Source organism: Paenibacillus sp. cl123 (genome assembly GCF_900101595.1).
Classification (GTDB): domain Bacteria; phylum Bacillota; class Bacilli; order Paenibacillales; family NBRC-103111; genus Paenibacillus_G.
This window is the reverse complement of record NZ_FMYY01000002.1, coordinates 527,638-542,457: the sequence shown is the minus strand read 5'-3', so window position 1 is coordinate 542,457 and position 14,820 is coordinate 527,638. Positions and strand designations below refer to the sequence as shown.

The 14,820-nt window shown below is 55.0% G+C and carries 13 protein-coding genes; 2 read left to right on the top strand and 11 right to left on the bottom strand.

The genetic code is table 11. The features are described from left to right. Nucleotides 1-36: 36 nt before the first annotated feature. The 7 genes from BLR08_RS06455 to BLR08_RS06425 form a co-directional block, all read right to left on the bottom strand. Complete coding sequence (locus tag BLR08_RS06455; RefSeq protein WP_072327340.1) at nucleotides 37-261, bottom strand: hypothetical protein; 225 nt, start codon at nucleotides 259-261, stop codon at nucleotides 37-39. Between the two features lie 295 nt (nucleotides 262-556). Beyond that, nucleotides 557-1,615 carry an alpha/beta hydrolase family protein gene (locus tag BLR08_RS06450; RefSeq protein WP_256257318.1) on the bottom strand — a complete coding sequence of 353 codons (1,059 nt, stop codon included), beginning with the start codon at nucleotides 1,613-1,615 and terminating at the stop codon, nucleotides 557-559. Nucleotides 1,616-1,739: 124 nt separating this feature from the next. Next, nucleotides 1,740-5,231, bottom strand: a complete 3,492-nt coding sequence (locus tag BLR08_RS06445) for a PAS domain-containing hybrid sensor histidine kinase/response regulator (protein WP_072327341.1) — start codon at nucleotides 5,229-5,231, stop codon at nucleotides 1,740-1,742. 227 nt (nucleotides 5,232-5,458) lie between these two features. Further along, nucleotides 5,459-5,842: a hypothetical protein gene (locus BLR08_RS06440; protein ID WP_072327342.1), complete on the bottom strand. Its 384-nt coding sequence runs from the start codon at nucleotides 5,840-5,842 to the stop codon at nucleotides 5,459-5,461. 136 nt (nucleotides 5,843-5,978) lie between these two features. After that, nucleotides 5,979-6,539: a GNAT family N-acetyltransferase gene (locus BLR08_RS06435; RefSeq protein WP_072327343.1), complete on the bottom strand. Its 561-nt coding sequence runs from the start codon at nucleotides 6,537-6,539 to the stop codon at nucleotides 5,979-5,981. A gap of 52 nt (nucleotides 6,540-6,591) precedes the next feature. Next, the gene (locus tag BLR08_RS06430) at nucleotides 6,592-6,951 is read right to left on the bottom strand and encodes a GIY-YIG nuclease family protein (protein WP_072327344.1); all 360 of its coding nucleotides are present in this window, start codon (nucleotides 6,949-6,951) and stop codon (nucleotides 6,592-6,594) included. Between the two features lie 31 nt (nucleotides 6,952-6,982). Beyond that, a complete protein-coding gene (locus BLR08_RS06425) occupies nucleotides 6,983-7,735 on the bottom strand; it encodes a DUF2087 domain-containing protein (RefSeq protein ID WP_072327345.1) in 753 nt (250 codons plus the stop codon). A 256-nt stretch (nucleotides 7,736-7,991) separates the two neighbouring features. On the opposite strand from BLR08_RS06425, the gene xerS reads away from it, so the two are divergent. Then, nucleotides 7,992-9,086, top strand: coding sequence for a tyrosine recombinase XerS (gene xerS / locus BLR08_RS06420; RefSeq protein WP_072327346.1), 1,095 nt, complete (start codon nucleotides 7,992-7,994; stop codon nucleotides 9,084-9,086). Between the two features lie 29 nt (nucleotides 9,087-9,115). Here the strand turns inward: xerS and BLR08_RS06415 are convergent, their stop codons facing one another. Together BLR08_RS06415 and BLR08_RS06410 are read right to left on the bottom strand one after the other, a co-directional pair. Then, complete coding sequence (locus BLR08_RS06415) at nucleotides 9,116-10,501, bottom strand: PASTA domain-containing protein (protein ID WP_072327347.1); 1,386 nt, start codon at nucleotides 10,499-10,501, stop codon at nucleotides 9,116-9,118. A 738-nt stretch (nucleotides 10,502-11,239) separates the two neighbouring features. After that, nucleotides 11,240-11,944 (bottom strand): SOS response-associated peptidase, encoded by a 705-nt coding sequence (locus BLR08_RS06410; RefSeq protein WP_072327348.1) that lies wholly within the window; start codon nucleotides 11,942-11,944, stop codon nucleotides 11,240-11,242. A 128-nt stretch (nucleotides 11,945-12,072) separates the two neighbouring features. On the opposite strand from BLR08_RS06410, the gene BLR08_RS06405 reads away from it, so the two are divergent. Further along, the gene (locus tag BLR08_RS06405; protein WP_072327349.1) at nucleotides 12,073-12,942 is read left to right on the top strand and encodes an aldose epimerase family protein; all 870 of its coding nucleotides are present in this window, start codon (nucleotides 12,073-12,075) and stop codon (nucleotides 12,940-12,942) included. A gap of 262 nt (nucleotides 12,943-13,204) precedes the next feature. Here BLR08_RS06405 and BLR08_RS06400 read toward each other — a convergent pair whose 3' ends face one another. Next, entirely contained in the window at nucleotides 13,205-13,837 is a 633-nt protein-coding gene (locus BLR08_RS06400) for an NUDIX hydrolase (protein WP_072327350.1), read from the bottom strand. 31 nt (nucleotides 13,838-13,868) lie between these two features. Then, nucleotides 13,869-14,804: a D-2-hydroxyacid dehydrogenase gene (locus BLR08_RS06395; protein ID WP_072327351.1), complete on the bottom strand. Its 936-nt coding sequence runs from the start codon at nucleotides 14,802-14,804 to the stop codon at nucleotides 13,869-13,871. Nucleotides 14,805-14,820: the final 16 nt, after the last annotated feature.

Below are 14,820 nucleotides of genomic sequence, written 5' to 3'. Positions count from 1 at the left end.
AACAACCGTCTGTTCGCCGACGAACAAGCTCTTCCTTTAATCCCGCTGAATCGGGTCGGGTACTAATCCTTCCTGTGCCAGCTCTCCTTCCGTCTTGACCTCCTTCATATCCTCGCCAAGACGTTTAACCTCCTCCAGATCAGGAGCCATAGAGCCATTTATGACTTCGCTGATCGGCTTGTCCGATCCTTTTTTCTCCGCAAATTTCTCATGTTCCTTTACGGTTTTCAGATCTTCATTTTTATATTCATTGTTGATCATGGATATCGCCTCCTGTTTCGATGAACCGATAACCTTTATTAACCGGAGGCTGGCTGGCTTAAACAGGTCGAATGAGGCGAACGGTCCGGTCGCCAGCCGTGTAAAAAGCTGCCCCTGTCCTATCTCCTCACCGAAGCCGGAAGGTCCGCTTCTCCATGCAGAAATCTTCGGCCTCACCTTAAATCGGCGATTTGGAAGGCGCCGATCTCTCCCCCGGTGTACGCCAGGTCCCGTCTTTCCTTACTTGAATCGTACGCATGCTCACGGCTAATTCGCTCGCTTTTATGCCGAACGTTCACTTCTGCGATGTGAGCTGCTGCTTCAGCCAGTCCCAGGAACGGCGGCCGGAAATCTCATGCTTCCCTGGAAAAAGATCCGATTGCAGGTGGTCCTCCGCCCCTGTGAGCCGGTAAATGGCGCCCAGCCTGCCCAACGCCTCGCGTGCCGCTTCCACGGGAAAGACGAGATCCTCCGTACCGGACTCGATAAACAGCGGCCTCGGCGCTATGAGACCGAGCAGCTCCGGCTGCTCGGCCACCTGCAGGATACCCGGGATATAATTATCCAGACAGTGCGGGCGGCTAAGTATGCTGCTCTCGAACGTATTGGCGTAGCCGCACAGGACGACAGCGCGGATGCGCTCATCCAGCGCCGCCGTATGCGAGGCGACAAGCCCGCCGCCCGAGAAGCCGAGCGTCCCGATCAAGCCTGCGTCAACCTCGGGTCTGCCGGCAATATAATCCAGCCCCCGCTTCGCCTCATACACGCGCAGTCCTGCGATCGTCATCCCGCACATCAGCAGCATGAGCGAGATCGGCAAGCAGCTCGTATCCGTCGCCTCCGGATTGGCATCGACGCTGGCCTGCAGACGACGGTCGCCGAAGCCGATCAGCTCCGGCACAAGGACGAACATCCCCCGGCGCGCCAGCTCGACTGCAAAGCGGTTATGGATACCCGCTTCCTGCGCGAACGTGCCGTCCGCATTCAGGCCGAGGGCAGCGCGCTGCCCCGGACCGTGCCCATGGCAGGCCAAGACGGCCGGGAGCTTGCCTCCGGGTTCCCGCGGGTACAGCGCATACGCCGGCACACGCAGTCCCTCGCAGGTCGTATAAGCCAGCTTCTCGATGATAAGTCCCTCATGCTCGAACCTTTCCAGCGTTTCGGGCTCCAGGGGGGCATCCTGCTCCGGCACGCCGCCCAAGGCGTTTGCCAGCCTGCGCCGGAGCTCCTGCTGCTTCTTGGCATAGGGAATCTGCTGAGAAGCGGCGTCGAAGCTGGAAGCGAGTGTATCGCGATACAGCTTCGCCAAATAGCTGTCAGGGCTCCACATCCTTTTCAGCTCCTCAGACATCATCGCTCGCCCTCCCGGGTAAATTTTTGCGGGCTTGCATTTAGATGAACGACTGCTCTGTGGGTCCAAGAACGAGCCGGGTTCGGGCTAAGGGTCATAACGGTTATCCGCCTCCATAAATAGACAATCATGTTTCCGTAATCCTGGAGCCACCGCGCCTGTAAGCCGGCGCCCACCGCCGCAGAACACGGTCAACCTCTGTCAGCAGAATCGGCTTGCTGATGAAATCATGCATGCCGGCAGCCAGACATAATTCCCGGTCCTCCCTGCGTGCGAATGCGGTCACGGCGATAATAACCGGACAGGCTGACTCGGGAAGCAGGCGCAGGATCTCCTGAGTCGCTTCGATCCCATCCTTGACCGGCATCTGGACATCCATAAATACGATATCGTAGCTCCCGCCGAGCACGGCACGAACGGCGTCTTCCCCGTTTTCCACCAGGTCTGCCACATATCCCCGCTTCTTCAGGATAGCGGTCCACAGCTTCAGATTGACCGGATGATCTTCGGCTATCAATAGCCGGATGGGCCCGAATTGGGCGGGGGGCAGCGCATAATCGCCGGCCGAGGCGTCGTGTTGGCTCAAAGCGCGGCCAAAGGCAGCCTCAGCGCTGTCCGTCTGAGGAAGAGCAGCCTGGATCGTGAAGAAAAAGGTTGCCCCTTCTCCCCTCTGGCTCTCCACCCCGATGCTTCCTCCCATCAGCTCGACCAGCTTCTTGCTGATGGCAAGTCCCAGTCCGGTTCCGCCGTATTTGCGGTTAATGGACGGATGCAGCTGAGAGAAGGATTGGAACAGCTGGCCCTGACGATCGAACGGAATCCCGATTCCGGAGTCCTTGATCGTGAAATGCAGCAATAACTGGCCTGTGGCTGGCTCTGGCCTAGCGATCACTTGCAAGAAGATCGTGCCCTGCTCCGTAAATTTCACGGCATTGCCGATCAAGTTGACCAGCACTTGTCTGAGCCGCAGCTCATCGGTGATGATGAGTTCGGGAAGCAGAGGGTCCAGCTCCCAGGTCAGACTCAGCCGTTTCTCCGTTATTTTGACAGCGAACAGCTCCATCACGCCCTTAACGACCTGGCGTACATCGACCGGCTCCAGATTGAGCGTCATCTTGCCGGCTTCGATTTTACTGAAATCGAGAATTTCATTCAAAATATGCAGCAAAGCCTGGCTGCTCTCGTTAATAATCTCCGTGTAGCTGCGCTGCTCGTCTGTCAGCGAAGTTTCGGCCAGCAGGCTGTTCATCCCGATAATGCCGTTCATCGGAGTTCGAAGCTCATGACTCATGATCGCCAGAAATTCAGACTTGGCTCTATCCGCCTGTTCGGCAAATTCCTTGGCCCGGATAATCTCCTTCTCATCGGTCATGTCGCGGAAGACCACGACCGCTCCTACCGTCACGTCATTATCCACCAGCGGCGTTACCCGGTACTCCACAAGGAAGCTTGTGCCGTCCTTGCGCCAGAACACGGCCTCTTTGTTCTCATAGGTTCGCCCTTCCTTGAGTGCCAGGAAGATCGGGGCTTCCCCGGCCGCATACTGGGTCCCGTCCCCGCGGGTCTGCTGAATCGCGTCCAGATAGCAGTGGCCGATCATCTCCGCACTGGAGTATCCGAGCAGCGCGGCGCCGGCGGGATTCAGGAAGGTCGTTCTCCCCGACATATCCATGCCGAAGATGCCTTCCGATACGGCATTGAGAATCATTCCATGCTCGTAGCTGAGCTTCTCCACCTGCTCCATGTACCGCTTGCGCTCCGTAATATCGCTGGAGATGCCATACACTCCGACGACCTGATCATCGATAATGATCGGAATATTCGCCACGCTGATTTCGACAGGATATCCGTCGCGGTGAATAATCGTAATCTCATAATTTTGCGGATAGCCTTGGCGAGCCAGGTTGAAATGATACAGCGTCTTGGCCATATCCTTCTCCGATACGAGAGGTCCGAAGTACATCCCGATCAATTCGTCATGCGTATAGCCGGTCAGCTTCTCCAGATTCGCATTGGCCGTCAAATAATTGCCTTCCAGATCCATCGAGTAGACCGCTGCCGGATTGTATTCGAACAGAGACTTGTACCGGCTTTTGCTTTCCTTCAATCGTTCCTCGGCCATGAGGCGCTCCGTACTGTCGCGCGAGATGGCGATGATCTCCCGATTTTGCGTATCGGCATCCTCCAGATAACGGCATACGGTTTCGAAATGAATATAGCTGCCGTCTTTCCGCCGGAACCGGAAAGTGAACGCCTCTGTGCCGCCACGGCTCTGAATCTCCTTCAGCAGCCGGCGCACCCTTTTCACATCATCCGGATGTATAAACTCAAGCCCCGACCGCCCGATCATCTCCTCCGGCTCGTAGCCGAGCATGGTCCGGCATACGGGAGAGGCATACAGGAAGGTGCCAGCTTCATCGCCGGCATGCCGGGAAATAAAGTCCAGCGATGTCTCCGAAATAAGCCGGTAATGCTTCTCGCTGTTGCGCAGCCGCTCCTGCATCAGCATGCTGTCGGTAATATCCTGTACGAAGCCCAGAACCTGCACCGTTTGTCCCTTCTTATCCAGAGCAACCTCCCATTGGGTATTCACATAGCGTACCGATTGACCGGGCGGCAGAAGGCGAAATACCAGCTCGCCCGATTGTCCGGCGCGGATGGCCTCATTCACCACTCTGCAAACTTTGGCGCGGTCTTCCGGGTGGATGTACTCCGGAAATCCGTCGGAACAATCATCGGAGGACAGTCCGAATATGCGCTTCGCTTCCTCCGAGTAAGTAAACTTCCCCTGCTGGATATCCCATTCGCAGCTGCCCAAGCGAGCGATCCGCTGAGCGGCGAGCATTATATCCGCTTGCTTCTTCTGCTCGGTCACATCCCGTCCCATGGTCAGCACCTTCTCCACTTGACCCTGGGCATCTCTGATGATCTGGAACGAAGTTTCCATCCACAAGTAATGCCCGTTCTTGTGCCGCAGCCGTCTTGTAAACCGTTCTTGATCCGAATAAAGCCTGTTGGCCTGGCCCATATCGTCTGCATCGGACGGATGATAAAACTCTCTGCGGTTATGCCCGATCATTTCCTCCGGCTCGTAGCCCAGAACGCTGAAGCAGGATTCAGAGATATACAGGATCTCCCCTTCGGCATTGCTGAAGGAAACCAAATCCTGCGTATTGCGCGTCAGCAATTGATGAAGATCCTGATGCTCCTCTTTCCACCGCTCCAGCGCCTTGAGCCCGGTCTTGTCCACAAGCTCCGCATAAGCCCACTCGGGAGCCTCCCCCCCTTGCTCCGCCGGCAGTATCCGGATGCGGACATCGCCCCACACGATCCCGTCCGCCCTCAGCCCGCGCAGCTCAGCATAATAAGTGTCAGAGGAAGAAGCTCCCTTGGACCATGCATGCCAGGACCGTTCGTACTCCGCCCGGTTATCCGGATGCCACAACGCCCAGAAGCCATGTCCCTTGCACGCCTCCTCGCGAATAGCGAAGAAGTTGGCCAGCGAAGCATTTGCTTGTCTTACGAGTCCTTCTTTTATCGAAAATACAGCCATTCCTGTTGAGGAAAGCCGGAATAGTTGTTCATATAGACTATTATCCGTTTCTTGGTAAATCTCCACCGAGTTACCTCCTAGCTATCGGTCGATGCTTTTCCTTCTATTTACCCGTGGATAATCAAGTACAATCCTTATTTTAACTGATTTCCTTATCGAGAAAAGCCCTTGAACCGGTTTTATCCGCATTATTTCGGGAAAATAGGGTCCCGCAGCTAAAAGACTACGCCAAACAGCCCATCTCCGCGCATCGTACGCGGAGTATGGGCTGAAGGAGATCCGCCAAGCTGACCTTAGGAGACGGTCACCGTTTTCTTCTTGGTAACGTGGAGATCGCCTTGGTAGATGTGGATATATATCGTGTAGACGCCGGCTTTATCGAATGTTTTCTTATACACATACGCTCCGCCGCCGGCGGGTTCGGCGGTCACGACCTCGGGCAGCGCATTTTTGTTTTCGCCGCGGATGTCGAACTGAACGTTCGCGCCCTCCTCCTTCACCAGCCCGCTAACCTGGGCGGTCAGCGCAACCTCGCGTGCGGCAGGGGGCGCTGCCGGGTCGGTCGTCAGTTCGACCTTCACACTGGCAGGGTCCTGCCCCTGATTGGAGGACGAGCAGGCGGTTAAAGCGAGCATGACGCACAAGCTGAGACAGAGGCTGATCCATATCCGTTTCATTTCACAAGCCAAACTCCTTCCGTTGAGGGATACAAGCTGTTGTAGCTTCATTGTACCCTTTTTCCGGAGCATCGTGATGACTCAATGGGGCTATAAGCATGTCCAAGCTGTGACATTCATGAATTCGGCTGGCAACTTACGACGATGAGAGCGTCATATGGAAATAATCATGGTTCGCGATGACGAATTGTCCGGTGACGCTAAAGCCCATACGCTCATACAGCCGGCGGGCATTAACGTTAAACTGCTCGACATTCAGCGAAAGCTTGCTCCATCCGGCTGCTCCCGCTTCCGCGATGACGGCTTCGAGCAGACGCGTGCCCACCCCTTGGCCCCGGAATTGGGGAAATACGCACAAGGAATCGATGTACAGCTCATCCTCTTCGGCTTCCCGGTCGAAAACGACCTCTTCGCCAGGATATCTGGCGGCGATCAGCTCGGATAAATGCCGGTCCAATCTCGCGGCCTCGGAGCCCGGATAGACCAAGGCTATTCCGGCGACGCGTCCGTCAAGCTCAAGCAGGCGGACGTTGGCTAGGCTGAACCGATTGTCCTCGGCGAGGTAAGCTTCTTCAATTAGTGCGAGCAGTTCTTCTTCCGTCAGCTTCTCGACAAACGGAAGTCCCATGTCCCGGACAATAACCGCCAGCAATTGCGCAGCTTCGCGGCTGTCTGACATTTGCGCAGATCTAATCATAGCTGTCCTTTCCTGACCGATTCATGCAATTAATTATTCATGCAATTAAATATTAACGAAGTATATTATAACCTTGCTCACCGTAGGGCTGCAGCTTTTCAAGCCATTTTGCTTCCAATTTCTTCAGTTCATCCTTCATATTGAAGAAAGGGTTGTCTTTTTTCTCCACAATTTCGAGTACATCAAAATCGAATGCTTCCTCGCCCAAAGCGCTCCAGTCTTTCTGCAGCTCTTTATTCATATGCGAGCCGGCATTCAGGGAAAATCGCACCCCATTCAGATTGCGAAGATTGGGACTTCCGTCAATAAATATTTTTCCGTTTTTGTTATTCTTTATGCGATAGATACCGGCTTCTATCTTCACTTCCTGGTATTGCTGCTGCAGCTCTTTTCTGCGGTCCTTGTTGCTCATGGCATTTCATCCTTTCTTAAGTCGATTGCCGTCAGGCAAGCCAATACTCGCTTCCATCGGGCTGACGCTTCAGGAAGCCGTATTCGATCAGGTAACGGCGCAGGGTGACATAATCGTCATGGGCTTGCTTCAGGATCTCGTTCACTTCCGGTTCGCTGTACGTGCGGCCGGGCCGGAAGCGAGCGGCAATCTCCCGAAGCACGATCAGCTTGTTTTTTTGCTTCGATGGGAATGTTTTGAGCAGACCGTCCTTGCCGTTCGGAAAATAGGTGTTTACGATCCGGTCCCGTTCCTCCACCGTCACATTGTAACGTTCATCGACCATCGTGGCGGTTTGATGCACATCGACGAAGCGCGGCGCATGCCGGTCCTTCTCTTTCAGCAGCTCCATGAGCGCTAGGAACACCTTGGACTGACGCTCCTTCTCTTTCAGCACAAAGCGATGATTGCGGATGGTTGACGCGCTTCCGATGCCTAGCTCTTGCTGAATCTGCGCATCCGTGCGCTCCTGGTAAAATAAACGCAGCAGACTGTTCTGATGCTCCGTTAAGCCCGTCAGCTTCTTGTCCAGCTGAATCAAGTAGTCAAAGACCGACTGATGCGCGATCCGGATATGCAGTCGTATATATCGCTCCGCTTCGTAAAGCAGCCCGTCGACCGGATATATAATCCCCCGCACACAGCTGCTTCCGCAGAGCAGACAGATGAATTGATCCTCTTTTTGGACATACCCTTGCTTTAACTCCTCCAAAGAGGCGCTCCAAAACAGCTCACTCACTTCCATTACAAACACCTCTTACATCCGTTTGCTTTATACATGGACATTATAGATTTTGTTTGTGAGCTAGTCAAGTTTGCAAGATTTTTGTCCTGCCGTTTTCCTCAATCTTTTCTTTGATCTGCTGCTTCTTTAGATTGAGCAGCGTATTTGATATACGATATAGTATAATAAGCTAAAGAAAAAAGTGGGATTTTATTAATTGATTACATAATAAATATTATGTTAACTAATAACCTGTCACAGCCAAGGAGTGAGCAAGATGAATGTGATCAAAGCCAAAGATAGGCTGGAGCTGGAGAAAAAAATTCCGCAGATGCCGTGGTATGTCGAAAAATTTATGAACTACAAGCTGCCTGATCTGTCCCCTTCATCGCTGCTCGAATATGCCAGAGACTACGAAGCGTTTTTCGGGTGGATGCTGGCTGAAGGTTTGGCCGAAGGCGCCTCCCGCATTCAGGATATCCCGATTACGGCGCTGGAGAAGCTCCATATGGAAAGCATCGATCACTTCAAGATGTTTCTTTCCATGCGCAAAACCCAGGCGAACACAAGAACTACGATCTCGCGCAAGCTGTCCTCCCTTCGCTCGTTATTTCATTATTTGAGCCAGATTGCCGAGGACGAAAACTTCTATCCGCTGCTGAAACGCAACGTAATGGCCAAGGTCGAAATCAAGCGCACGCACAAGCCCAAGGATACGGCGGCCAAGCTGGAAGGGAAGCTGCTGCAGGAAGCGGAGATCAGCGAGTTCATCGACTATATTAAAGCCGGCTACGGGCAGGATGTGAGCAATAACAAGCAGGCGACCTATGCCTATGAAATCAATAAAACGCGAGATGTCTGCATCGTCAGCCTGATCCTGAATTCGGGACTCCGGGTGTCGGAGGTCGTAAATTTGAATATCGAAGACGTCGATATGAAGAAGAAGCTGCTGTATGTATTTCGAAAAGGCAAAAATGACGAGACGTTCAAAACGCCCGTCTATTTCCGTCAGGATGCGGTTGACGAGCTGACCCGTTACATGGAACTGCGCGCCGCGACGTATAAAGCGCCCAAACGCGAGAAAGCTTTGTTTCTGGCCGTCGCCAATGGCAAGAAGGAAGGCGAGCGGATGACGAAGCGCGCCATCCAAGAGATGGTCGTCAAGTACGCCAAACGGTTCGGCAAGCCTTATTTATCCGTTCACAAGCTTCGCCATTCCTTTGCGACGGATTATTATTTGCGCAACGATCTGTACAGAACCCAAGAGCAGCTGGGCCACGCCTCTCCGGAGACGACCCAGATCTACGCTCATCTGACCGACAAGACGATGTCCGAGGCGATCGACAAGCAAAAGGACGGCACCGAAGGGTGACCGTCCTTTCTTTTCGTATAAAAATGCCGCTACTGTCCTTTGCTGATCCAAAACGACACGCTCTCGCCCTTGGCAAGCACCGTGCCGGGCGCAGGGCTTTGGCGGAATACCGTATTGGCGGAGTTCGGATTTTTCTCGAGAAAATATTCGTACTTCAAGCCGGAATCCAGCGCGCGCTTCTCCGCTTCCTGCTTATTTAAGCCGACCAGCTCCGGAGCCTCTACGACTGCATCCGTTTCTTCCTTTCTTTCCTCTTCCGGCGGCTTAGCAGGCAAAACGGGGGCTTCAGGCTGCCGGTCCGTGACCTTGCTGCTCACTAACGGAGTGCCCGTTGCCTGTTGGCTGCCTGCCGGCTGAGGCTTGACCGCTTCTTCCGTAACGGCCGAAGCCGGCTTCTTGCCGAGATGCGCTCCCAGCTCCAGGAACAGGAAGAACACGCCCACCGCGCTGGCCAGCGCCACGCCGGCCAAGGTGATGCCGAAGAACGTTTTACGCACAATCCGCCTGCCGATTGGCCGCTGCTCTTCGCTTTCTTCCGGCTCAGCGGCCTCGCTATCCTCCACGGAAGCTTCCATGGCACGGTCGGGTCCGGGACGGCTCCAACCCGCATGCCGCGCCGTATCGGCCCCGAGCTCCTCGCGCAGCGAAGACAGCGCACGGGAAGCGGAAAGCTCAGCCTCCTCCTGTGCCCGGGCTAATAATGGATTCGGAGGCTCCTCGACCGGAGGACTGCCTGCGAGCACAGCAAGCTGATCGACCATGCCCCGCAGCGTTTCGCCGCCTTCCCATACCCGGCTTAACAGAGCGATGAGCCGCTCGGTCCATTCTTCGCGAGCGTGCGGTTCTATCGCGGCCCGAAGAGCGCGAAGCCGCTCCTTGCCGTCAGCCGGAATCGCTTCGCCTCCCGTTACAAGCTGATAAAACAACCCGGCGAGACCGTAAGCCCCCTGTCTTTGCCGCTCAGCCTTCTCCCAATAATTCACTATTTTCAATCCGCCGTCATCGCCGACCCAGACGTTGTCCGCCAACACCGAGAATCCGGATATATCCCGGCCGGCCGCTTCGCTTACGCCTTGTCCAAGCTCGGATACGGCTGCAGCCGCTTCAAGCGGAGTCCGTCTTCCTTCCTTGAGCTGAGAGGATAACGGTTCTCCCGGATACGCCTTCAATACAGCATAAATGGACAGCTCTTCGACGCCTACATCAAGCAGGTGCAGGAACCGGCTGTCATTATAATGCGCTACGGCCTGAAGCAGTCTCATATATGCCTGCTGCTCGATCCGGCTCGGCTGTTCGGATACGAACACAGCAATATCCCGGCGAAGGGATAAGTCTTCTCCAGCGAACAGCATGCCGTTGCGGGCAGGCAAGACCGGTTTGTGCAGCACGTATCGGGCACGGAGCGTCTTTTCCATGTGACTCCCTCCAAACCTTATACTTACTTTAGGGATTAACCTAAATTATGTTCGTTTAAACGCTCTTGCAGCTTCAGAGCGCCCAAGCATCAAAATGCCTTGGAAGTCGTTCCTATACTTATTCGCAATCATTTGTTCCATTGTGACCGTCTGCCAATAAGTTAACATAATAAGGATTATGTTATCAACCAGGACGTACAACCCAAAAAGATGATTCACGCTCTATTAGATTAATCCTCGCGTGCGCTTCCTCATGGGTAACCGTACTTTCATCTTAGCCTAATCCTGCGAGAACAGCAACTCGGGCGGATTGCCGCGCTGCTGTGAAAGCGCTTGGGTCACCCGGCTGTTGGCTGCGGGCTTAACGCAGCCAGGCTGCCTGCTCCAAGACCGCCGGCAGGCTTAGAGTTAAACGCATCCGCTTTATGGGATGAAAAATCAACCGGTTTATGGCCAAACTCAAACTGCTGTTACCGAGCCCCCACAAACTTCTAAACGGTCACTCCCCGTAGGCTTAGCTGAAGAGGCCGCGGGTTTGACGTTTACGCGAGGATTTGCGGTAAGCAACAACGAGCAAGAGAAACATTCGCGTTTCAGCCGAAGCTTATTGCGAGCAGAAAGAAAATTTAACCCCGTCTTATCGCTGGAGTAAATCTAAAAAAAGCAGGCCGTCCGGCGGATGTACTCCGCCTTGATGACCCGCTTTTGGCGGCGTTGGTGTTTTGCTCGCAACACTCGCTATTTCCTTAGAGAAGACAGCAGCAGCGAAACGCCGCGAACCGGTTTGCTTTCTTCTCCGTCTGCTCCGCCCTCTTCGGCTTCGCTGCGCTCCGCCAGCTCTTCGTTCAATGCAGCCCGAAGACGCATGAGCTCCGGCGGGAAAGGCGTCAACAGGCTTTGCAAATAATCCGGTTCCCCGTTGCGCTCTTCGTTCAGCCACTCGTCCCAGTCATTTCCCTTCAGGATCGCGGGCATCCGTTCCGTATAGGCGTAGAGAAGCCGATTCGATACGGTCGTCATCATCGTGCAGGTACGGAATTCGCCGCCCTGCTTGTCGAGCCAAATCTCATAAAAGCCGGCAAGCGCAAGCGTCTCCCCATTCTCCGCCGCCGCCTCATACACCTGCTGGCGTTTTCCTTCCTGCGTGTACACATAAAACTTGTCGCAAGGAAATACGCAGCGATGCTTGGCGAACAATTTGCGATACTCCCGCTTGTCCTGGATCTCGGCGCTGTCCGTCAATACGGCATCCTTAGCCCAAAACGGGACCAAGCCCCAGCGGTGCCCTTCCAGAGCCCGCTTGCCGCCGTCGTTTACAATCACGGGGACCGTGCGGTTCGGGCTGTAATCATGCCGCGGACGCAGCGACACTCTCGTATCATGCAAGGCGAAGCGCTCGCATAGATCAGGTACAGTTGTCGTTAATGAAAATCGGTCACACATTGCTTCATCCCACCTTTTTTTGACTGCCTGGTTCCAGTATCTTCCCGAACCCGAAAATTATGCAGCGTTTGACAAGGTTTCCACCGTATATGGTAAGATACGGGAGGAGATAAAGGAGGGATAAATGGATGAGCGCTTATGAGATTCGCACTTATGAGGATACGTACACCGTTTACGAATTAAAGGAGCCGGCTACCGATTCCTGGTTTCGCATCGTACCGCAGCGCGGAGGAATCGTAACCAGTTACGGCACAGCCGGTGAAGAACGGCTCTACTTGGAGAGAGACACCTTGCTTGATCCGGAAGCGAACATCCGCGGCGGCATTCCGGTGCTGTTTCCGGTCAGCGGCTTCGTCACAAGCGGCGGCTATGAGTGGGAAGGGCAGCGCTATGCGATCAACAACCACGGGGTCGCCCGCAATTACGCTTGGACGGTCGAACGGACCGGCACAGATCACAGCGCATATATCGTGGTATCGCTTCGAGCCAATGAACAGACGCTTGCCGCGTTCCCGTTCGATTTCGAGCTGCGTTTTACTTACCGGCTGCTGGAGGGCAAGCTGACTATCGAGCAGGATTACATCAACCATTCGGAGAAGCCGATGCCGATGTACCCGGGATTTCACCCGTATTTCCTTGCCGATGCCAAGGCCGTCCATTATGAGACCGATGCGGATCAGCTGTTCGACTTCAACGATTACCAGCACAAGCCCTACGCTGATGTGATCGACCTGGACAAGCTGCCGGAATCCGTCGTATTTCAAAATGCGAAGGACCCGTCCATCCGGGTTACCTTCAAAGGCCGGCAGCATGTCGAGATGACTTACAGCGACGCGTTCCGGTATGTGGTACTCTGGTCTGTCCGAGGCAAGCCGTTTATATGCGTTGAGCCCTGGATGTCGATGCCTGATGAAATCAATCACAAGCAGGAGCTGGTCTTTGTACCGCCAGGCGAGACGGTATCCGCCGAGCTGTCGATCCGGAGCATACCCGTATAGCGTATAGCGGCTGGCTATAAACGCCCGACAACTTCTTTTAGAAGACGTGCGTTTACCAAGCAATCGAGCGATCACCCAAGCTTGCGCTTCTTGAGACCGAACAAAGGGCAATTTGTCAAAATGGGAGGCCCTTCTTCCCCGGATTTGACAGATTGCCCTATTTTTTATCCCAATTAGATCTCTATTTGTCGAAAATATCTGAAAAATCGGAAAACAAATCATTTCCTGCGCTTACCCGGGAAATGAACGGAGCGGGCGGCCATTATTTCCCCGCCAGCTTGGCTTCGACCGCATCCGCGACCATCTCGTAATAGGCTGCGGGATGTGGCACAAAGTCGGCCGCAGACACGGTCCGCGCATCCGCCTCCAACTGGCCTTGCCGTCCCAGCTTCACGCCTTCGATCACGGCTGCTTGAAACGTCCCGGCAGCAATCTGCCTGAGCTGGCCCAGTCCAAACGCGTATAAGCCGGTTACTTCATCAGGCTGCAGGGAGTACCGGTGAAGCGGCCAATCGCTGCGCAGCAGATAAATGTGGCAAAATTCCCGGTCTATGCAGTCGGCAGCGATAATGTCCTCCTCGGTGAATATGCCGACGGGACTCAGCTCGCTGAAACTTGCCTGCAATCCCAGCTCCTCTTCCAGCTCGCGCACCCCGTCTTCGGCGCTCTCCCCGGCCAGCAGATGCCCGGCACATGAAATATCGAGCAGCCCCGGAAACGTATCTTTCTCCGGATGGCGCAGCTGCACCAGCACCTCAGGACCTCCATTTCCTTCCGTCCATATCCAGCAGTGAAAGGTCTGATGCCACAACCCCTTCGCATGAACCTCCGCTCTCGTTGCCGTGCCGATCCGGTTCCTTTGCCTGTCGAAAATATCAAACAGCTCTTGCTCCATCCTTCGGCCCCCTGTTTCTCAAGATATTGTGCTAATACCCTCGTTCGATCCGCACCCGATTCGGGAGCTCGGTCTCTCCCTGCTGAAGCAGCCGCCACGTGGCAAGCAGCTCTTCGGCGGCCTCTCCAGCATCCGTCACCGCCGCGATATGCGGCGTAATCCATACCTCCCGTCTGTCCCACAGGAGAGAATTTGCCGGGAGCGGCTCTGCGCTGAAAACGTCCAGAACCGCTTTGCGTACCCGACCCTCGTCCAGGGCGCGGATAAGCGCCTCTTCCACTAGACTGGCTCCCCGCCCCACATGGATGAGCGCGCTTCCGCGCTTCAGCTTCCGGAATAGGCGTTCATCGAATAAAGCTTCCGTACGCTCAGTCAACGGCAGCGTATTGATGAGCCAATCCGCGCGCCCAAGGACGCTGTCCGCCTGTTCCAGGGTGGACGTTCCATCGAAGCCCGCATGTGGAGTACCGCTGAGCGAAACGCCCCATACAGTGACGCCAAGCGCGCGAAGTACGGCAGCAACCGTTCCGCCAATTGCTCCGGTACCGAACACGACAACCGATTGACCCGTTAGCGCAGCGGCAGGCTTCGGCCGCCATTGCCGCGCGGCCTGGTCTTTCCTGAACGACTCATGATGCTGAGCGTCGGCGAGCATATAGCCCAGGCAATATTCGGCTATCTTGCGGCCAAATTCGCCTGTTGTCCTTGTCAATATTGTCGCAGGGTTCCACTGCCGGCGGTGGAGGTAAGCATCTACACCCGCACCCAGCGCATGCACCCAGCGGAACCGGTCCGCGCGGAAGCCCGGAACCGGCCTGAATCCGACATAGGCGTCTGCCCAGGCAAGGTCTGTCTCCCCCACTTCCGCTTCCGGAAGGCAGCGCAGCTCGGCATCTATGGAGCCGGCCAGCCGCTGCCCTAGCTCGGCATACAGTCTGCCGGTCAACAAAATTTTCTCCAGCTTCATCTGATGTTCACCCGTT